The following is an 18293-nucleotide window of genomic DNA, read 5'->3' as shown; positions in this document are numbered from 1 at the left end:
TTATTTTATACTGGTCTCACAGTAGACAAGACGTTTCAGATTTTTCTTCATTGGATTTAACGGATGTAAATAGAACATCAACACCAAAATATGGTAATGGATTGAGAGGTGAATTGCCTGATGGAACTTCAGTATCCATTCGGAAAGGAAGCACAACGGGTCCAGCCACAATGGATATTGTGTTAAAAGACGGACGATATATAGGTACTAAAATTAGATATGGAGAGTAAATCTATGGAAGTTAAAACTTTATTTTCTTTTTCTAAAGGAGCGGAAATAATGCTTGAATCTGGTATTATTTCAGATGCGGAAATAATGCTTGAATCTGGTATTATTTCAGATAATGAGGATACTATAGTTCTTATAAAATCTAAAAATAATCATACTTTCATTAATTTTGGATATGTAGATTATTGTTATGTATATAATAAACATCACTTCTCCGGTCACAATTTAGAAAATCTTGAAGCAGGGCTTTATGAATTAGAAAGTAATCATCAAGTACAAGAAATACAACGTTACCTATTGATTAGTGATTGCTTTATAATAGATATTGTAACTGATTTTTCCCCGCAAATTGATACATCACCTACTGCTTATAATATTGAACATACAAAATATTTATCGTCAGATAAGATCGTTTCTGATAATTGGGAGAAATTATCTATTCCGAAAGATAATTATTTATCAGGTTTAAGGATGAACAATAAAGGAGAATTATTAATTTTATTAATTGGGGATAACTACTCACTTGGAATTGAAATACGGGATTTTGTAAGAATCCAATTTTGTGAGGAAGGGAGAGATATATATGACGCTTTCGTTGATATGGATCAATTGATGAAATCTAATGAGAATCTGTATGTTTATAGAACTGCTGATAAAAAAATCTATACTATAGAATGGATGTTGAACTATAATTTTAGAGTTGAATATTTATAATATGTCTGCTATATGATAAAGAAAACCACTCCAAATTATAGTTATAATGACTGTGTGACTGTTCCATTAATTGGAAACATAGGAAAAGATATCGGTAGTCATCAATACAATGCCCATTCTATTATCGAAAAAGAAATGAGGTTTTTCTAAATGAAAGAAAAATATATGGATATGAAGTATATTCTTGAGTGTTTTAGAGAGGGTAATATGGAAATTCCCTTTAAGATAGAAATATTAGATAGCACTGAAGGATTGCAACATATAGAGTCTAGTGAATGGGAAGAGCTTGTTTGGGAATTTCGTAGTGAATTCTTACTTAAGAACAAAGGCCAGGTCAGATCTGGAATAGGAAAAATCTGGAATGAAAATGCAGCCTACTTTCGTAAATCTATTGAACCTATATTAAAAGAATACCTACAGAGAAATTTTTTGCCACAGACATGCATAGATTCGATTTTATTTGATTTAAGCACTCTTAGAAACTATAAATTATTGCAAGACGATTTTGGGATAGAGTCTTCTTTTCATGATGATTTACTTTTGATTTATGAGAGTGGCTACATTCCAGTTGGCTATCAAGGGACTTATCCAGAGGGGCACTTTAAGGTGATGAAAATTGTCTAGCCTAACATAAATAGCTTCCATTGAACTTATAAAGTATTTTACACTTAATACAGAGGAGAGCTCAGATGTTTTCTATATGAAATTGTTCTGCAAACTGACATAGTCACTTGTCTCAAAAATTCAATCAATACGATTACACCAAGCTTTCGAAATGCTTCATGGTTCACACCATGAGGTGTTTTTTGATGAATTTTAGAAAAGCCATACAACTTTACTCGAAAGAATGCTATAATATAGTGGATTGAACTTAGAGTAGTACAATATAAATTCTAAAACATTTTTAGAAATTAATTTGACTTTCCTAACCTCTTTGTTCACATCTTATTTCAATCAACTATAGCTTAGAATAAGAGATTTTCTGTTGGAATAAATTTATGGGGGATTACGATGTCACTTGCCTTAAAGGTTGGCTTGTTCTATTAGACAATTGGATTTTGAATTCCTTTTTTTCGACTGTCTTTATACGTCTTGAAAATTCAAATTGGGGTAGTCCTTATCCAATCCTTATGAATGAATTGTATCAGGGGAGATTTTCAGTATATTATTTAAAGAATTGTCTACTCGAACTACAGAGTATTCGTATAGAGTTTAGCAAATTATCGTCTTATGATAATGTTTGTGGCTTTGAACCTGCAAGTTCTGTGGGGAAAGTGTTGAGCTTTCTATTTGGTAGGTTTTCTTGCTTGTGCAGAACAAAATTATGAGATGGATGTTTGAAATAGAAAAATTTAAAGTAAAAGATTTTACATAAAATCAGTAGAGGTGGGAAATGAGAGTCGTTTTATTGCCAATTTATTATAAGGATGAGAATCGAATAGAAACGTGTCAGATTTTTATTCGAGATAGCGAAGAATTATGTATTCTTGATGTTGATAGAGATTCGGGTTTTGAACGCTATGAAGCCGACTCTTTCTTTGAGGCGCTTACGAATTATCGTCTGGATTTGGAAAAGGAAGGCGGGATTCTCCAATGCAATGGAGCTGACAAGTGTGTATTTCCTTCTCCGATGCAGATGAATTTTGGTGGAGAAAAAGCCTATTTCTTGGAAATGGGAAAACAAGCTAGTTTAAACAATGTTTATGAGATTTTTGACCAAGATAAACCAAACTTAAACTGTGTCAGTGTCGCAGAACAGAAACAATTTTATGATGATTGGTTGACTAGCCTAGTAGGTGGGAGCCATTAAACCTGCTTTAAAAGTAGCTATCGGAACAAGTCTTAGTAAACTGTGTTTTGGACCGTGTGACAGATGAGAGAATTGTAGATGGACCTTATCACAGAAAATTTGGAGAATACGAGTTGAAAATAAGTGGACAATTGTCAAAGGATAATCAAAAGCTGACTTTTTTTGAAATTCTTTCCCAAATACCATCTAATAGTGAAGATTGGTATATCTTTGAATGTGATGCTGTAGGAAAAGCTCCAAATAATCTGCCTATGCCAGAATTTGAAGATTTAGTCTTAAATTCAAAATATGGCTATCAGATGAGTTGGGCTGGACTTTTAAAATTTTCAAAGGGAATAGAGGATATAAATAATTTAATAGTTGTTTCCTCTACAAGTCCTATTGAATTTGAAACTATAGAAAAAGGTACAGAAGCTTTGCAAGTAAGATTGGAAATATACGATAGTACTGCTTGGGAAATTGAATTTTATGGATGACCTTGTACAGTTTACTGTTACTAATGCCACATAGAAATGGGGGATTGCAGTTTTCTTAGTGGATAATGTCATCACTGAGTAGATTGAACGAAAGACTTGCCTAGCTTATGATATGGGCGGTATCTAAAGAAAGAAGATTTAGATTGGATAGATAGCTAGGGAATTAGGGGGATTAGATGTTGTATTATAAAACAATTTGGAATCATACGAATGATGATTTTCCAATAACCATGTACTCAGAAATAGATGCAGAACGATTTGAAACAAAACGATTAGATATATTTCTTGATGGACACGTAGCTTATTTTGATAATCGGACACCTTTGGAGTTGGGAGAAGCTCCATACCCAAGTGATTTTGATGCAATAAATGCTACAGGTGAGTTTGATGTGTCTGAAATATCAGCGATAGATTTTGAAAACATTCTAAAAATGTATGACACAGAAGCTTTAATCGAGGATTATTGTATCAAATTAGCTAGATGGGCAGAAAGGTAACAAGTATTTGCTGTTTTTTTCAATAGTAACAAGGGGGAACATTCATGTCAGATATTACATTTAAGCATTCTTTCTTTTCCTATCCACAATCATTAAAGGATTTAGTTTCCGATGGTAGGGTTGATTTTGCTGTAAAGACTTTATTGACACAAGAAGGTGAAATTCCAGAATTATTCAGGAAATTTATCTTATAAAGAAACAATCTTCATTTGTCAAAGAGAAAAATTTGATAACTTGAATCTCCAGCTTATGCGATAAGGAAGTTCAACATACCCATAATAAAAATAGAAAGACTAGATGAAGTATGACAGATCAGCAAGCAATATTTTTACAAGAACTAAAAATCATCCAGGAACAAGCTGTAAATATGAATCTCCATCAAAGTGATTTAACTAAAGAAGAACTGCTCTTTAATGTCAGTTATGATACTTTGGTTTTGACGATGGAATTGTTGGATGGCTATCGTAATATGAACTTGGAGCTATCTGATAAAGAGAGCAAGGAAGTTTTAAATGAGAATATACAATTACATGATGGGTTGGTTGATTTTTTGAAGTCATTTTAGTTTAGCTAAGAAGTGACATGTGCTCTAATCTCCATAAAATAGGGAGTGAATAGGAGGAGAGGAAATGGTTGGAGATCTTTTGAAAATCGATAGGATTAAGACGCTATTGCTCGAGAATGGCATTTCTTTGGAACCAGGTCTAAGTGATGAAGAAATACAAAAAGTCGAGACAATCTATGGAATTGAATTTCCTGAGCAGTGGCTGGCAGTTTATCAACAATTGTTGCCTATTTCAGAAGGTTTTTATAACTGGAGAAATTTCTCAGCTGAAAATATAGAACATATAAAACGGAGCCTAGTTGCTCCCTATGATGGAATTTTGGAAAGTTTGGATGAACTGGTGTGGGATGCCTCTTGGGGGAGCGAGCCAACTACACTCTTGGACAGAAATATTCAAATCAGGAAAATGTTAGAAGCAGCACCTCGACTAATCCCCTTATATGGGCATCGTTTTCTCCCTAGTTATGAGAATCAGGAGATGCCGATTTTATCAGTAGTGGATTTAGATATTATTTATTATGGCAAAGACTTATACGATTATTTTGAGATTGAATTTGGAAATAGGAAACTTTCTCAGTCTTTAAAAGAATATAAGCAAGTACCCTTCTGGACGAGTGACTTTTATTAAATGTTTTTACAAAGATAACTGGTCGGACCCTTGAAAACTTCATCTTACTTTGAAATATGCTAAACCCATGATTGGAATTTCTAGATGTCAAGTTAAAGTTTGAGCGGTGACTAAATGCTAGGATAAGCGATGCATTTGTTCTGCCAGGAGCATTGACATAAATTCGAGTTGTGCCTGAATCGCTGTGTGTTAGTGCCTCCGAAATAGCTTCCATAGGAGTTCCAGCCTGTTTAGCAAGATGTTGGAATTTATGAGGACCTTGATGGAGATTATTTTCTTCATAGTATGTGGTGTTATAATGTAGATACGATATGAAAAAATTAAGATATCTCTTTAAATGTCACTTTGTGTGAACATGAGTAAATTTGAGTTTAGAGAATGATAGGAAATGGTTTAGAATGATAAGTTTAGAGTTGATATCTGAAGAAAATAGCATAGATGTTTATTCTTTTGAAAAAGAAAATCGGGAGTATTTTGAGCGAAGTTTACCTCCTAGACCAGCCCACTATTTTGACTCAGAAGGTTTTAAAGAAATTACAAGGGAATTGTTAAGGGAACAAGAGAATCATTATGTCTATATGCATCTTATTAGAGATGCACAAGGTACTATGGTTGGAAGAATCAATTTAAGTGTTTTAGGAAAGGATAGAAAAACAGCGGAACTTGGATATAGGATTGGAGAAAATGTTACTAATTTAGGATATGCAAGCGAAGCAGTTAAACTCGTTTTAGAAAAGGCCTTTACTACTTATGGTTTACATAAGATTATCGCAGGGACGGCAAGGGACAATCTGGCTTCTCAGAGAGTGCTTTTAAAAAACGGTTTTACCTTTAGTAAAATCATAGAAAATGACTTTCAAATGAATAACGAGTGGATTCATACGGCAGTATTTGAGATAAGGAATCTATAGCATCATCATTCCCAGTCGTTTGCCAAAACTCAACATTCCTAGTAGACATTTGTCTACTTTTATACGGAAAATATAGTAGAATGAATCTAGAACAGTACATCAAGACTGCTAAAAATGTTTTAGAATCTATATTGTACTACTCTAAGTTCAATCCACTATAGCATTCTTTGTTCTTGTTTTTAGTTCCCTATCGTCATGATTACAAGCCAATTTGTATCTATAATATCTCTTTATTAGCCTTGTTTCTTGTCAAACTTTTTAATCCTCAGATCAAGACGAATATCTTATCAGCTAGTTTTGCTAGGGGATTTAATATTCTATTAAATGCTTTAATTTTCTTTTGTCTTTATTTTTTTGAATTAAGGAATCTTAGTTTTAGTCTTTTCTTATTCTTTTGTTTACTATATTTTATAAAAATTTTTATCATTCCTTTATGTTTGGTTTCTAGTCAAAATTCTAAGTATGGTCCTTATCTGGTCCATAGTAGTTTCTTTAAGAGGAATGATTCAGATGTGATTCATGTTTAATTTTATAAAAATGATGACTTTCTACTTTTTGGTAGGAAGTTTTTTATTACTTCCATATCGAAATAGTTGACAGATGTAATTCAGAGTGTTACAATTATTAAAAAGGTTCGGTATAGAACAAAAAGGAGACAAAATGAACAAGATGTTAGGGGGCTACCAAGCTCTACAGATTCGATTGTTAAATGGACGTATCTTTCAAAAGTTGCTGAGTAAGGAACCAGATGCTCAATACAGAAGTGAACAAGGGAAAATTTTAACGATTTTGTGGAAGCAAGAGTTGGGGTGCGCTACAGCGACCGATATCGCTCTTGCGACGGGTCTAGCCAATAATACATTGACCAGTATGGTTAAGAAATTGGAAGAACAAGGCTTGGTCACGATTCAACCTTGCACGCAGGATAAAAGGAAAAAATATATCTCTTTGACAGACCTCGGTTGGGCGCAAAAAGAAATCGGAGACCGTGTCAGCAAAGAACTGGGAGAGATTTTTTATCAAGGCTTTTCGGATCAAGAAATCCAAGAATTTGAAGCTTATCAAGAGCGTATTATCTCAAATCTAAAAGCTAAAGAAAATGATATATAGGGAAAGGAAGTAGCAGTTATGATCGGAATTACAGGTGTAACAGGGAACTTAGGCTCCTATGTGGCTGATCTTGTTGATAAAAAAGGAATCGCTTCTGTCCATCTAGCAAGAAGCCCAGAGCGTGCAAAAGTTTATGCGTCTGCGGAAATCCGTAGATTGTCCTATACCAATACTCCAGAGGTGGTTGAAGCCTTGAAGGGGATCGATACTTTGTTGATGGTTTCTGCTAGGGAAAATCCAGAGCGTGTCAAGGAGCACAAGGAGTTTTTAGATGCTGCAAAGTTAGCGGGGGTAGAGCATATCGTTTATACTTCCTTTTATGGGGCAGATGAGAAGGCAACTTTCACCTTGTCTCAAGATCATGCCCAGACGGAAGCCTATATCAAGGAGTTAGGGTTCACCTATACTTTTCTAAGAGATAATTTTTACTTGGATTTCTTTATTGATATGGTACTCGAAAATGGAGAAATTCGCGGTCCGGCCGGCAGCGGCCTTGTGTCAGCTGTTGCCCGTAAGGACACATCTAGGGTTGCAGCAGAGATTCTTTTAAATCCTAAGGAATGGGAAAATCAAAGCTTGAATCTGACAGGGCCAGAGGATCTTTCTATGCAAGAAATCGTATCGCTCCTCTCAAAAGAGAGCGGTAAGACCATCACATATATAGATGAATCAGTAGAAGAAGCTTATGAGTCACGGAAAAAATGGTCAGCACAAACTTGGGAGTACGATGCCTGGGTCAGCACCTATACAGCGATTAAAGCTGGCGAACAGGCTGGGGTTTCAACAGATATCGAAAAAGTCCTAAGGCATCCAGCAAGCAGCCTTTTGGATATTCTTAGAGATAGAAAACTTATTGAGGAAAAAAATGATTGAATACAAACATGTAGCCTTGCGCTACACGGATAAAAATATTTTAAAAGATGTCAATCTCCGCATTGAAAATGGAGAATTCATGGTGCTAGTGGGTCCTTCAGGATCTGGTAAGACCACCATGATCAAGATGATTAACCGACTCTTGGAGCCGACAGATGGCAATATCTATATGGATGGAAAACGCATCAAGGATTATGATGAACGGGAGTTGCGTCTCAGTACTGGCTATGTCCTCCAAGCTATTGCCCTATTTCCTAACTTGACGGTTGAGGAAAATATAGCATTGATTCCTGAGATGAAGGGTTGGAGCAAGGAACAAATTGCCTCTAAAACCGAAGAACTCTTAGCCAAAGTGGGGCTTCCTGCGGCAGATTATGCTCATCGTTTACCAAGCGAGTTATCTGGTGGTGAGCAACAGCGGATTGGCATTGTACGAGCCATCATTGGGGAACCAAAAATCTTGCTGATGGATGAGCCCTTTTCAGCCTTGGATGCTATCTCTCGCAAGCAGTTGCAAGCTCTCACCAAGGATTTGCACAAGGAGTTCGGGATGACCACCATCTTCGTTACTCATGATACGGATGAGGCTTTGAAATTAGGGGATCGAATTGCAGTTTTGCAGGATGGAGAAATTCGCCAGGTGGCAGAACCTGAAACAATTTTACAAGCGCCTGCGACAGACTTTGTAGCAAACTTATTTGGAGGTAGCCTTCATGTCTAATTTGATTTCAACCTTTCAAGAGCGTTTTGGGGAATGGTTAACCGCTCTTGGGCAACACTTACAATTATCGCTTTTGACCTTATTGGTTGCTATTTTTCTGACCATCCCACTTGCGGTTTATCTAAATAGCCACAAAAAAGCTGCGAACTGGGTGCTACAAGTTGCGGGTATCTTTCAGACCATTCCTTCAATGGCTTTGCTGGGGCTCTTTATTCCTTTCATGGGGATTGGAACCTTACCAGCTCTCACAGCTCTAGTCATTTATGCTATTTTCCCGATTTTGGAAAATACAATCACAGCCTTGAACGGCATTGATCCTAGTATTGAGGAGGCAGGGATTGCTTTTGGAATGACCAAGTGGGAGCGACTCAAGAAGTTTGAAATTCCACTGGCCATGCCTGTTATTGTATCGGGAGTTCGTACAGCAACCGTTATGATCATTGGGACAGCAACTCTAGCCGCTCTTGTTGGTGCTGGAGGATTGGGTTCCTTTATCCTTTTGGGAATTGATCGTCGGAATGCTAGTCTGATTTTAATCGGTGCAATCTCATCAGCCATTTTGGCCATTCTCTTTAATGTTGTTCTCAAATGGTTGGAAAAGGCAAAGTTGCGTACGATTGTTGCAGCTTTTGCTGTTATGGTGCTTGGTTTGGGAGCTAGTTATGCTCCAAACATGATTCCTAACAAAGAGAAAGAAAATCTGGTAATAGCTGGGAAGTTGGGACCTGAGCCTGAGATTCTCATGAATATGTACAAGCTTCTCATTGAGGAAAATACGGACATGACGGTGACGGTCAAGCCTAACTTTGGGAAGACAGATTTCCTTTATCAAGCGCTGAAAAAGGGTGATATCGATATCTATCCAGAATTTTCTGGAACAGTGACAGAGAGTCTCCTCCAACCATCTCCACAAATTGGGCATGACCCAGAAAAGGTTTACGAGGTGGCTCGTGATGGCATTGCCAAACAGGATCAACTAGCCTTTCTTAAACCCATGGCTTATCAAAATACTTATGCTATAGCAGTTCCCAAAAAAATTGCGCAAGAATATGGGCTTAAGACGATTTCAGACTTGAAAAAAGTGGAAGGACAGCTCAAGGCAGGATTCACTCTGGAGTTTAACGATCGTGAGGATGGAAACAAGGGCTTGCAGTCTGTTTATGGATTGAATCTCAATGTGGCAACCATGGAGCCAGCCCTTCGCTACCAAGCCATCCAGTCAGGGGACATTCAAATTACAGATGCTTACTCGACAGATGCTGAAATTGCTCGTTATGACTTGATGATTTTAGAAGATGATCAACATATTTTCCCGCCATATCAAGGTGCGCCACTCATGAAAGCTGAATTACTCGAAAAACATCCTGAGTTGGAAGCTGTTCTTAATAAGCTAGCTGGTAAAATCACTGAGAGCCAGATGAGTCAGATGAACTATCAAGTTGGTGTGGAAGGCAAGTCTGCTGAAGAAGTAGCACGGGACTTTCTCCTTCAAGAAGGAATTCTTCAAAAATAAATATAGAAATTACTTTATACTAACAAAAAACCCATCTTGCTTTTTAGATAAGATAGGGTTTTTGTATTAGAATAAAAGTAGTATAAGTGTCAATACTATAGCAAATGTAATTCTGATGATATGGTGAGACTTTTTAAAGGTTCCTTTCTGTTTGTCATTCCAATAGGCTCCGTAGCAAATCAAACCACAGCCAATCAGCCAAATAGATAGTGCGACAATCGGCAAAAAGAAGTAGCAGAAGATAGATAAGGTAGCAAAGAAGTAGAGGAAGATAGATAAGGTAGCAAGGATACTTCCGATAAGGAGAAGCTGATTTCCTAGGGGATTCCTGCCTTTTCTTAATTCTGAAAGGCTAGCCAATAAATGATGAAGAGGAAAAGCAAGAAGTAAGAAGGCTAAAAAAATAGCAAGAATAATAACGAAGTACATAAGATTTCCTTTCTAGCTAGAATAATGATGATTTATTTTTGTTTGGTTGTCATTTCCATGACGTCTAAGTAAAATCTCACAACTTGATCTTCCTTATAAGATTTCCCTTTTTTGAGCCACCAGGTCAATGTTTCGATAAAGTTAGTTACGACAAAATGCTTGAGGTAGGAAGCAGGAATATTAGGATAGGAAACTTGCAAGTCCTCAGCTATCATGGGATAAACATGGTGTTCCAATTCTTTCTGTAATTGGCGGAGGAAGTAGTCATTTTTTGAGAAAAGGAGGCTGGTGACGTGGTCTTGATTTTTCTTAAAATGCGAAAAGATATGGGACAAATAAGCTTCTGTAGATATATTTTCCTCGCGTTCAAAAAGATGATGAAAGAGATACCGGCAGAGCTCATCTAGGAGTAATTCCTTACTCTCATAGTGACTGTAAAAGGTGGAGCGACCAACATCTGCCAGGTCTATAATCTCCTGAACTGTGATAGTTTCGTAATCTTTTTGATTCAATAATTGTAAAAAAGCAGTATAGATAGCTTTTCGTGTCTTGGTAATGCGGCGATCTTGAGCAACCATATGGACAATTTGAACAAATTGTTCAGTAACTTACAAAGAGAACAGTTTGCCCCTATCCTTTCTTTTCGGAGTAAGAGATAATACTAGTAAAGGGAATATTTATACTACTATTATACCAAAGGAGGATGAAAAAATGACAACGAAAGGTGCGGTTTGGCTAGCTTTTTTCTTAAATTTGAGTTATGCCATTGTCGAGTTTATCGCTGGTGGAGTGTTTGGTTCCAGTGCTGTTCTTGCTGACTCTGTCCATGATTTGGGAGATGCAATCGCAATTGGGGTATCAGCCGTTCTTGAAACAATTTCCAATCGTGAAGAGGATAGTCATTACACCTTGGGTTACAAGCGCTTTAGCCTCTTGGGGGCCATGGTAACGGCTGTGATTCTAATGACAGGGTCTGTTCTCGTTATTTTAGAAAATATAACGAAACTCTTTAATTCACAACCTGTCAACGATGAGGGAATCCTCTGGCTAGGAATCATAGCGGTTAGTATCAATGTATTGGCAAGTCTAGTGGTTCGTAAGGGAAAAACCAAGAATGAGTCTATTTTGAGCCTGCACTTTCTGGAAGATACTCTGGGTTGGGTGGCTGTTATCCTAATGGCCATTGTTCTGCGATTTACCGACTGGTATATCCTAGATCCTCTCTTGTCTCTGGTTATTTCGATCTTTATTCTCTCAAAAGCTATTCCACGTTTTTGGTCTACACTTAAGATTTTCTTGGACGCCGTGCCAGAAGGAGTGGATATCCAGCGAGTAAAGAGTGATTTGGAGCAACTGGACCACGTTGCTAGTATCAATCAGCTCAATCTCTGGACCATGGATGGTTTGGAAAAAAATGCCATTGTCCATGTTTGTCTAAAAGAAATTGAAAAGATGGAGGTCTGTAAAGAATCCATTCGAAGCAAACTCAAAGATTGTGGTTTCCAAAATATCACCATTGAGGTTGATGCAGACCTAGAAACTCACCAAGCCCATAAGCGAAAGGTGTGTGAGTTGGAGAGGAGTTATGAGCATCATCATTAGAAAAAAGTGAAAAATGATTGGGTACTATCTTATTTGGAATAGAGAACTTTCTTTATTATTTAAGTACTTCAAAAGATTGGTAAGTTAAGAGCATTGTACAAACTCCATATACATGAATGCTAATTATAAAAATTTTTCGATTAGATGCCAAATGCTTGACTTAGAGTCAACTCAAAGTTATATAATAAGATAAGTGAGTTAGAATAGCTTAAACTCAGTGAATAAAATGAGAGGAGGATAGCAGGTGAACATTAAATCAGCCAGTGATTTGTTGGGAATTTCAGCGGATACGATTCGGTATTATGAACGGGTTGGTCTTGTACCACCGATTACTCGTACTGCAACTGGGATTCGTGATTTTCAAGATCAGGATATTGAGGCGCTGGAATTTATTAAGTGTTTTCGTTCGGCAGGTGTCTCTGTGGACAGTTTAGTTGACTATATGTCGCTCTACCAAGAGGGGGATGAAACGAGAGAGAAAAGGCTTGGTATCTTAGAAGAGGAAAAGAAAAAATTAGAGGAACGCTTGTCTCAGTTACAGGTGGCTTTAAATCGCTTAAATCACAAAATTAAACTTTACAAGGAAGGAAAATTTTAAATGAAATCAGCAGTTTATACCAAGGCAGGTCAGGTAGGTATTGAGGAAATCAAGCGTCCAAGCATTCAAGAGGCGGATGATGTTATTATCCGTGTGGTTCGTGCTTGCGTATGTGGTTCAGACCTATGGAGTTACCGAAATCCAGATATTAAAGCGGGTCACAAAAATAGTGGACACGAAGCAATTGGAATCGTTGAAGAAGTTGGTGAGGCTATCACTACTGTAAAACCAGGTGACTTTGTCATCGCGCCTTTCACTCATGGTTGTGGTCAGTGTGATGCCTGTCGTGCCGGTTATGATGGGACTTGTGACCGCCATATTGGCACCAACTGGTCAGGTGGTGCCCAGGCTGAGTATATCCGTTTCCACTTTGCCAATTGGGCACTTGTGAAAATTCCAGATCAACCTTCAGATTATAGCGAAGGCATGCTCAAGTCACTTTTGACACTTGCTGACGTCATGCCGACCGGTTACCATGCAGCGCGTGTAGCTAATGTGCAAAAAGGTGACAAGGTGGTCGTTATCGGGGATGGTGCTGTGGGTCAATGTGCGGTTATCGCAGCCAAAATGCGTGGTGCATCGCAAATCGTCCTCATGAGTCGCCACGAAGACCGTCAAAAGATGGCCTTGGAGTCAGGTGCGACAGCTGTTGTAGCTGAGCGTGGTGAAGAAGGGATTGCCAAGGTCCGTGAAATCCTCGGAGGAGGAGCAGATGCAGCACTTGAGTGTGTTGGTACTGAGGCGGCTGTTGAGCAAGCACTGGGTGTCCTTCATAATGGCGGGCGTTTAGGTTTTGTCGGCGTTCCTCATTACAATAACCGTGCTCTTGGTTCAACCTTTGCCCAAAATATTTCAGTGGCGGGTGGAGCAGCCTCAGTTACTACTTATGATAAACAAGTTTTGTTAAAAGCAGTTCTTGACGGTGATATCAATCCGGGTCGTGTCTTTACTGATAGCTATACTCTGGACGAGATTGATCAAGCCTATAAAGACATGGATGAACGCAAGACTATCAAGTCTATGATTGTGATGGATTAATACTCTTCGAAAATCTCTTCAAACCACGTCAGCTTCGCCTTGCCGTAGATATAGGTAACTGACATCGTCAGTCTTATCTACAACCTTAAAGCAGTGCTTTGAGCAACCTGCGGCTAGCTTCCTAGTTTGCTCTTTGATTTTCATTGAGTATAAAAAGAAAAAACTAATAGGATTTGAGAATCTCTATTAGTTTTTTTGTGTTCAACTATTGCACTTAATGCAAGGTACTTTCTCTTAAAGTCAGTTTGGTTCCTAGCATGGTGAGGCTTGGGATTTTGCGTCCGTGAAGGACTTCTCTGTTCAGAATATCCATTCCTGTGCGTCCCATTTCTTCGGTGTAGACTGTAATACTGGAAAGTGGTGGGAACACTTGCTTGGTTAGAATGGTATCATTAAAGGAAATAATGCTGACGCGCTCTGGAATGCTAATGCTGGCTTCTTGAAGGGCACGAAGGGCACCAATTGCCAAACTATCACTGGCAGCAAAAAAGGCCTGTGGAAGCTTATCTCCTAATTTTTCAATAGCTTCCTTCATCAAATCATATCCAGATTGAGCAGTAAATGAGCCTTGGAAAATGAATTCTTCGTTATAGATTCCCTTTTCTTGCATATAGGATTTAAAGTAATCTAAACGCTTATCTGAGATAACTTCTTCATGGTCAGTAGTCGTTTCAAGACCGGATAGGATACCAATCTTTTTACGATCATGATCTGTAAAGTAATCAACAACCTGTCTAACAGCATTATAAAAATCTGTAATGACACAGGTATGACCAAGAGCAATCGTATCACTGTCTAAAAATACTAGAGGCTTTTGATATTCCTCGAATGAAGCAATCTGTGCTCGACTAAATTTTCCAATACAGAGGATACCAATCACTTCCTCACTAAGCGTGAAAGGTTGGTCGTTAAAATAGCGCAAAATGTCATAGTCTAACTCTTGAGCTCTTTTTTCAATTCCGAGACGGATCTGGTAGTAGTAGAGATCTTCTAATTCTCCTTGTTCGCTCACCCACTGGATGATAGCAATTTTTTGTTTGAGTTTATGACTTTCGCCTGTTTTGAGATGTTTTGTATATCCTAGTTCTTCTGCGACGGTTAAGATACGATGTCGAGTTTCTTCTGTAACAGATAGGCTCTGATCGCGATTGAGAACGCGGGATACAGTTGCGATCGAGACAGAGGCTAGCTGAGCGATATCTTTGAGTGTAGCCATAATTCCCCTCCTTTTTAGGTTATTATAGCATATTTTTGTTGCTTTTTACCTATAGTTTAGTAAAATATAGGTAAAAATGTTGACCAAAGCAAAACCCTTGGGTACAATAGAAGAAAACGATTACAGGTTAAGTTTTTTTACCTAACAATTGTCAAAGGAGAATTCATATGAAACAACATCTTACTGCTGATGCACTTCGCAAGGACTTTCTTGCTGTTTTTGGTCAAGAAGCAGATCAAACCTTCTTCTCACCAGGGCGTATCAACTTGATTGGGGAGCATACTGACTACAACGGTGGCCATGTTTTCCCAGCAGCTATTTCACTAGGAACTTACGGAGCTGCACGCAAGCGTGATGATCAAGTGTTGCGTTTTTACTCAGCAAACTTTGAGGATAAAGGAATTATCGAAGTTCCTCTAGCTGACCTTAAATTTGAGAAAGAGCACAACTGGACCAACTATCCAAAAGGTGTCCTTCATTTCTTGCAAGAAGCTGGTCATGTGATTGATAAAGGTTTTGATTTCTATGTATTTGGAAATATCCCAAATGGTGCTGGTTTGTCATCTTCTGCATCTTTGGAGCTTTTGACTGGTGTCGTGGCAGAATACCTTTTTGATCTAAAATTGGACCGTTTAGATTTAGTAAAAATCGGAAAATTGACAGAGAATAACTTTATCGGTGTTAACTCTGGTATCATGGACCAATTTGCTATCGGTATGGGGGCAGACCAACGTGCCATTTATCTGGATACAAATAGTTTAGAATATGACTTGGTTCCCCTTGATTTGAAGGACAATGTTGTTGTTATCATGAACACCAACAAACGCCGTGAACTAGCAGATTCTAAGTACAATGAACGTCGTGCTGAATGTGAAAAAGCAGTAGAAGAACTCCAAGTGGCCTTGGACATTCAAACCTTGGGTGAATTGGATGAATGGGCTTTTGATGAATACAGCTACCTGATCAAAGACGAAAATCGTTTGAAACGTGCTCGCCATGCCGTTCTTGAAAACCAACGTACCCTTAAAGCGCAAGCGGCTCTTCAAGCAGGAGATTTAGACAAGTTTGGTCGTTTGATGAATGCTTCTCATGTTTCACTTGAGCATGATTATGAAGTGACTGGCTTGGAATTAGATACCCTTGTTCATACAGCTTGGGCTCAAGAAGGTGTTCTTGGTGCTCGTATGACAGGAGCAGGTTTTGGTGGTTGTGCGATTGCCTTGGTTCAAAAGGATGCTGTTGAGTCCTTTAAAGAAGCTGTAGGCAAGCACTATGAAGAAATCGTTGGCTACGCTCCAAGCTTCTATATCGCTGAAGTGGCAGGTGGAACTCGCGTTCTTGAATAGTCAGAAGGAGGTTATTTAGTGACCTTAGTAGAAAAATTTGTGACCAAAGTCATTGCAGAAAGTAGATTTGAAGAGTTGGATCGGATTTATCTGACTAATCGTGTTTTAGCACTAGTGGGAGATGGAGTTCTTGAAGTTGAGATTGATCAGGACAACTTGATTGATCTCAAAGACCATCTTGTCGAGGAAGCCGTTCGATTGGAAACAATTGAAGATAGTCAGGCTGCGCGCGAAATTCTCGGTGCCGACCTCATGGACTTGGTAACGCCTTGTCCAAGTCAGGTTAATCGTGATTTTTGGAATACCTATGCCCAGTCACCAGAGCAGGCAATTGCGGATTTCTACCAACTCAGTCAGAGAAATGACTACATCAAACTAAAGGCTATCGCAAAGAATATTGCTTATCGTGTACCATCTGACTACGGTGAACTAGAGATTACCATCAATCTCTCTAAGCCTGAAAAGGATCCAAAAGAGATAGCGGCAGCTAAGTTGGTTAAATCCAGTAACTATCCTCAATGTCAGCTCTGTATGGAAAATGAAGGATACCATGGTCGTGTCAATCATCCAGCTAGAAGCAATCACCGGATTATACGTTTTGATATTTCTGGTCAGGAGTGGGGCTTCCAGTATTCGCCTTACGCTTACTTTAATGAGCACTGTATTTTCCTAGATAGCAAGCATCGTCCTATGGCCATTAGTCGCCAAAGTTTTGAACGTTTGTTAGCAATTGTGGAGCAGTTTCCAGGCTACTTTGCTGGTTCGAATGCTGATTTGCCAATCGTGGGTGGTTCCATCCTGACGCACGATCATTATCAAGGGGGGCGCCATGTTTTTCCAATGGAAGTGGCTCCTATTCAGAAAAACGTTACTTTTGAAGGTTTTGAAACTGTCAAAGCAGGGATTGTTCAATGGCCTATGTCTGTGATTCGACTATCTTCAGATTCTAAAGAAGATTTGACAGAACTAGCGGATAAAATCTTACTGGCTTGGCGTCAATACTCAGATCCAAGTGTACATGTCTTGGCAGAAAGTAATGGAACACCGCATCACACTATCACACCGATTGCGCGTAAAAGAGATGGGCAGTTTGAGTTGGATTTGGTCTTGCGGGATAATCAAACATCTCCAGAGCATCCAGATGGTATCTATCATCCTCATAAGGATGTCCAACATATCAAGAAGGAAAATATCGGTTTGATTGAGGTTATGGGCTTAGCAATCTTGCCACCACGCTTGAAGGAAGAAGTGGAGCAAGTAGCAGCTTATCTAGTCGGAGAAGAAGTATCAGTCGCAACTTATCACCAAGAATGGGCAGATGAGTTGAAAGAAAATCATCCTGGATTGACTGATAAAGACCAAGCTCTCGAAATTGTCCAAGAATCTGTGGGTAAAATCTTTGCTCGGGTATTGGAAGATGCAGGGGTTTACAAGCAAACAGAAGAAGGACAGGCAGCCTTTATGCGCTTTGTGGAGCAGGTTGGTATTTTGCCCTAATAAGAGCTTCTCTCTTGCGTAGAGTCTTGAAAAGTAGTATCATAGTGTCGTTTGAAATATCAGGAGGAACGTATGAAAGATTTTCACTTTGACGCTATATCTGCCTTTGAAAACTACGAAATTGAAAAAATGAGAGATGGTCACGTTGTGGTGACGACAAAAGTAGTGGACTCCTCACTCAACTATTATGGGAATGCCCATGGAGGCTATCTATTTACTCTTTGTGACCAAATCAGTGGTCTTGTGGTGATTTCGCTAGGATTAGACGGGGTGACACTCCAGTCTTCCATTAACTACTTGAAAGCTGGAAATCTAGGGGACATTCTCACTATCAAAGGAGAATGTGTCCATCATGGACGCACCACTTGTGTCGTCGATGTTGATATCACCAACCAAGATGGTCGAAATGTTTGCAAGGCAACCTTCACCATGTTTGTCACAGGACAACGATCTGAAGATAGACAGGTGAGGATATAAGAAACATAAAAAAAGAGGTTCAAGCCTCTTTTTTATATTTCTTT

At 38.5% G+C, this 18293-nt stretch carries 23 protein-coding genes and 1 pseudogene; 20 read left to right on the top strand and 4 right to left on the bottom strand.

Translation table 11 applies throughout. The features are described from left to right. Positions 1–234 precede the first annotated feature (234 nt). The 9 genes from QM917_RS00495 (at position 235) to QM917_RS00455 (ending at position 4918) form a co-directional block, all read left to right on the top strand. Positions 235–942, top strand: a complete 708-nt coding sequence (locus QM917_RS00495) for a hypothetical protein (protein ID WP_414284294.1) — start codon at positions 235–237, stop codon at positions 940–942. Between the two features lie 150 nt (positions 943–1092). After that, positions 1093–1566 carry a hypothetical protein gene (locus QM917_RS00490; protein WP_414284293.1) on the top strand — a complete coding sequence of 158 codons (474 nt, stop codon included), beginning with the start codon at positions 1093–1095 and terminating at the stop codon, positions 1564–1566. 374 nt (positions 1567–1940) lie between these two features. Beyond that, positions 1941–2270 carry an Imm70 family immunity protein gene (locus QM917_RS00485; RefSeq protein ID WP_414284291.1) on the top strand — a complete coding sequence of 110 codons (330 nt, stop codon included), beginning with the start codon at positions 1941–1943 and terminating at the stop codon, positions 2268–2270. 65 nt (positions 2271–2335) lie between these two features. Continuing rightward, entirely contained in the window at positions 2336–2752 is a 417-nt protein-coding gene (locus QM917_RS00480) for a hypothetical protein (protein WP_414284289.1), read from the top strand. A 47-nt stretch (positions 2753–2799) separates the two neighbouring features. Continuing rightward, a complete protein-coding gene (locus tag QM917_RS00475; protein ID WP_414284288.1) occupies positions 2800–3228 on the top strand; it encodes a hypothetical protein in 429 nt (142 codons plus the stop codon). 176 nt (positions 3229–3404) lie between these two features. After that, positions 3405–3725, top strand: a complete 321-nt coding sequence (locus QM917_RS00470; RefSeq protein ID WP_414284287.1) for a DUF6881 domain-containing protein — start codon at positions 3405–3407, stop codon at positions 3723–3725. A gap of 44 nt (positions 3726–3769) precedes the next feature. Further along, the gene (locus QM917_RS00465) at positions 3770–3919 is read left to right on the top strand and encodes a hypothetical protein (RefSeq protein ID WP_414284285.1); all 150 of its coding nucleotides are present in this window, start codon (positions 3770–3772) and stop codon (positions 3917–3919) included. 110 nt (positions 3920–4029) lie between these two features. Continuing rightward, on the top strand, positions 4030–4290 hold the full coding sequence (locus tag QM917_RS00460; protein WP_281335698.1) for a hypothetical protein: 261 nt from the start codon (positions 4030–4032) through the stop codon (positions 4288–4290). 64 nt (positions 4291–4354) lie between these two features. Further along, a complete protein-coding gene (locus tag QM917_RS00455) occupies positions 4355–4918 on the top strand; it encodes a hypothetical protein (protein ID WP_414284283.1) in 564 nt (187 codons plus the stop codon). 151 nt (positions 4919–5069) lie between these two features. Here the strand turns inward: QM917_RS00455 and QM917_RS00450 are convergent. Then, a pseudogene (locus QM917_RS00450) lies at positions 5070–5183 on the bottom strand (integrase); the annotation flags it as partial. A gap of 133 nt (positions 5184–5316) precedes the next feature. On the opposite strand from QM917_RS00450, the gene QM917_RS00445 reads away from it, so the two are divergent. From QM917_RS00445 to QM917_RS00425, 5 genes are all read left to right on the top strand, one after another. Continuing rightward, positions 5317–5829 (top strand): GNAT family N-acetyltransferase, encoded by a 513-nt coding sequence (locus tag QM917_RS00445; protein ID WP_414284282.1) that lies wholly within the window; start codon positions 5317–5319, stop codon positions 5827–5829. Positions 5830–6489: 660 nt separating this feature from the next. After that, on the top strand, positions 6490–6939 hold the full coding sequence (locus tag QM917_RS00440) for a MarR family winged helix-turn-helix transcriptional regulator (protein WP_414276458.1): 450 nt from the start codon (positions 6490–6492) through the stop codon (positions 6937–6939). An 18-nt stretch (positions 6940–6957) separates the two neighbouring features. Next, positions 6958–7812: an SDR family oxidoreductase gene (locus tag QM917_RS00435; RefSeq protein WP_414284280.1), complete on the top strand. Its 855-nt coding sequence runs from the start codon at positions 6958–6960 to the stop codon at positions 7810–7812. Continuing rightward, on the top strand, positions 7805–8533 hold the full coding sequence (locus tag QM917_RS00430) for an ABC transporter ATP-binding protein (RefSeq protein WP_248035786.1): 729 nt from the start codon (positions 7805–7807) through the stop codon (positions 8531–8533). Before QM917_RS00435 ends, QM917_RS00430 begins: the two co-directional genes overlap by 8 nt. Further along, complete coding sequence (locus QM917_RS00425; RefSeq protein ID WP_414284279.1) at positions 8526–10046, top strand: ABC transporter permease/substrate-binding protein; 1521 nt, start codon at positions 8526–8528, stop codon at positions 10044–10046. Before QM917_RS00430 ends, QM917_RS00425 begins: the two co-directional genes overlap by 8 nt. Positions 10047–10112: 66 nt before the next feature. Here QM917_RS00425 and QM917_RS00420 read toward each other — a convergent pair whose 3' ends face one another. Continuing rightward, positions 10113–10475 (bottom strand): glucuronide permease, encoded by a 363-nt coding sequence (locus tag QM917_RS00420; protein WP_414284277.1) that lies wholly within the window; start codon positions 10473–10475, stop codon positions 10113–10115. A 32-nt stretch (positions 10476–10507) separates the two neighbouring features. Continuing rightward, positions 10508–11053: a TetR/AcrR family transcriptional regulator gene (locus tag QM917_RS00415; protein ID WP_414284275.1), complete on the bottom strand. Its 546-nt coding sequence runs from the start codon at positions 11051–11053 to the stop codon at positions 10508–10510. 133 nt (positions 11054–11186) lie between these two features. Here QM917_RS00415 and QM917_RS00410 point away from each other — a divergent pair, with 133 nt between their 5' ends. The 3 genes from QM917_RS00410 (at position 11187) to QM917_RS00400 (ending at position 13713) form a co-directional block, all read left to right on the top strand. Further along, positions 11187–12077, top strand: coding sequence for a cation diffusion facilitator family transporter (locus tag QM917_RS00410; protein ID WP_414284274.1), 891 nt, complete (start codon positions 11187–11189; stop codon positions 12075–12077). A 244-nt stretch (positions 12078–12321) separates the two neighbouring features. Beyond that, entirely contained in the window at positions 12322–12675 is a 354-nt protein-coding gene (nmlR, locus tag QM917_RS00405) for a stress response transcriptional regulator NmlR (RefSeq protein WP_414284272.1), read from the top strand. Further along, positions 12676–13713, top strand: a complete 1038-nt coding sequence (locus QM917_RS00400) for a zinc-binding dehydrogenase (RefSeq protein WP_414284270.1) — start codon at positions 12676–12678, stop codon at positions 13711–13713. It abuts the gene before it with no gap. Positions 13714–13927: 214 nt separating this feature from the next. On the opposite strand, the gene QM917_RS00395 is transcribed toward QM917_RS00400, so the two are convergent. Further along, positions 13928–14929 (bottom strand): LacI family DNA-binding transcriptional regulator, encoded by a 1002-nt coding sequence (locus tag QM917_RS00395; protein WP_414284268.1) that lies wholly within the window; start codon positions 14927–14929, stop codon positions 13928–13930. Between the two features lie 167 nt (positions 14930–15096). On the opposite strand from QM917_RS00395, the gene QM917_RS00390 reads away from it, so the two are divergent. The 3 genes from QM917_RS00390 to QM917_RS00380 all read left to right on the top strand — a co-directional run bounded on the left by QM917_RS00390 (position 15097) and on the right by QM917_RS00380 (position 18249). Further along, positions 15097–16275, top strand: coding sequence for a galactokinase (locus tag QM917_RS00390; protein WP_414284266.1), 1179 nt, complete (start codon positions 15097–15099; stop codon positions 16273–16275). A gap of 18 nt (positions 16276–16293) precedes the next feature. After that, positions 16294–17772: a UDP-glucose--hexose-1-phosphate uridylyltransferase gene (locus tag QM917_RS00385; RefSeq protein ID WP_414284264.1), complete on the top strand. Its 1479-nt coding sequence runs from the start codon at positions 16294–16296 to the stop codon at positions 17770–17772. Between the two features lie 72 nt (positions 17773–17844). Continuing rightward, a complete protein-coding gene (locus QM917_RS00380) occupies positions 17845–18249 on the top strand; it encodes a PaaI family thioesterase (RefSeq protein ID WP_045763132.1) in 405 nt (134 codons plus the stop codon). The last annotated feature ends 44 nt before the right edge of the window (positions 18250–18293 follow it).

It is taken from the genome of Streptococcus infantis (genome assembly GCF_047460685.1).
GTDB lineage: Bacteria > Bacillota > Bacilli > Lactobacillales > Streptococcaceae > Streptococcus > Streptococcus infantis_AD.
Note: the sequence above shows the minus strand (reverse complement) of the source record. Positions and strands in the feature narration are given on the sequence as shown.

Bases quoted from the DNA above. Each gene is read 5' to 3' on its own strand.
- QM917_RS00415 (WP_414284275.1), bottom strand. From the start codon at position 11,053: ATGGTTGCTCAAGATCGCCGCATTACCAAGACACGAAAAGCTATCTAT.
- QM917_RS00490 (WP_414284293.1), top strand. From the start codon at position 1,093: ATGAAAGAAAAATATATGGATATGAAGTATATTCTTGAGTGTTTTAGA.
- QM917_RS00460 (WP_281335698.1), top strand. From the start codon at position 4,030: ATGACAGATCAGCAAGCAATATTTTTACAAGAACTAAAAATCATCCAG.
- QM917_RS00485 (WP_414284291.1), top strand. From the start codon at position 1,941: ATGGGGGATTACGATGTCACTTGCCTTAAAGGTTGGCTTGTTCTATTA.
- QM917_RS00410 (WP_414284274.1), top strand. From the start codon at position 11,187: ATGACAACGAAAGGTGCGGTTTGGCTAGCTTTTTTCTTAAATTTGAGT.
- QM917_RS00395 (WP_414284268.1), bottom strand. From the start codon at position 14,929: ATGGCTACACTCAAAGATATCGCTCAGCTAGCCTCTGTCTCGATCGCA.
- QM917_RS00440 (WP_414276458.1), top strand. From the start codon at position 6,490: ATGAACAAGATGTTAGGGGGCTACCAAGCTCTACAGATTCGATTGTTA.
- QM917_RS00430 (WP_248035786.1), top strand. From the start codon at position 7,805: ATGATTGAATACAAACATGTAGCCTTGCGCTACACGGATAAAAATATT.
- QM917_RS00420 (WP_414284277.1), bottom strand. From the start codon at position 10,475: ATGTACTTCGTTATTATTCTTGCTATTTTTTTAGCCTTCTTACTTCTT.
- QM917_RS00380 (WP_045763132.1), top strand. From the start codon at position 17,845: ATGAAAGATTTTCACTTTGACGCTATATCTGCCTTTGAAAACTACGAA.
- QM917_RS00390 (WP_414284266.1), top strand. From the start codon at position 15,097: ATGAAACAACATCTTACTGCTGATGCACTTCGCAAGGACTTTCTTGCT.
- QM917_RS00470 (WP_414284287.1), top strand. From the start codon at position 3,405: ATGTTGTATTATAAAACAATTTGGAATCATACGAATGATGATTTTCCA.
- QM917_RS00465 (WP_414284285.1), top strand. From the start codon at position 3,770: ATGTCAGATATTACATTTAAGCATTCTTTCTTTTCCTATCCACAATCA.
- QM917_RS00445 (WP_414284282.1), top strand. From the start codon at position 5,317: ATGATAAGTTTAGAGTTGATATCTGAAGAAAATAGCATAGATGTTTAT.
- QM917_RS00425 (WP_414284279.1), top strand. From the start codon at position 8,526: ATGTCTAATTTGATTTCAACCTTTCAAGAGCGTTTTGGGGAATGGTTA.
- QM917_RS00455 (WP_414284283.1), top strand. From the start codon at position 4,355: ATGGTTGGAGATCTTTTGAAAATCGATAGGATTAAGACGCTATTGCTC.
- QM917_RS00400 (WP_414284270.1), top strand. From the start codon at position 12,676: ATGAAATCAGCAGTTTATACCAAGGCAGGTCAGGTAGGTATTGAGGAA.
- QM917_RS00480 (WP_414284289.1), top strand. From the start codon at position 2,336: ATGAGAGTCGTTTTATTGCCAATTTATTATAAGGATGAGAATCGAATA.
- QM917_RS00435 (WP_414284280.1), top strand. From the start codon at position 6,958: ATGATCGGAATTACAGGTGTAACAGGGAACTTAGGCTCCTATGTGGCT.
- QM917_RS00495 (WP_414284294.1), top strand. From the start codon at position 235: ATGGAAGTTAAAACTTTATTTTCTTTTTCTAAAGGAGCGGAAATAATG.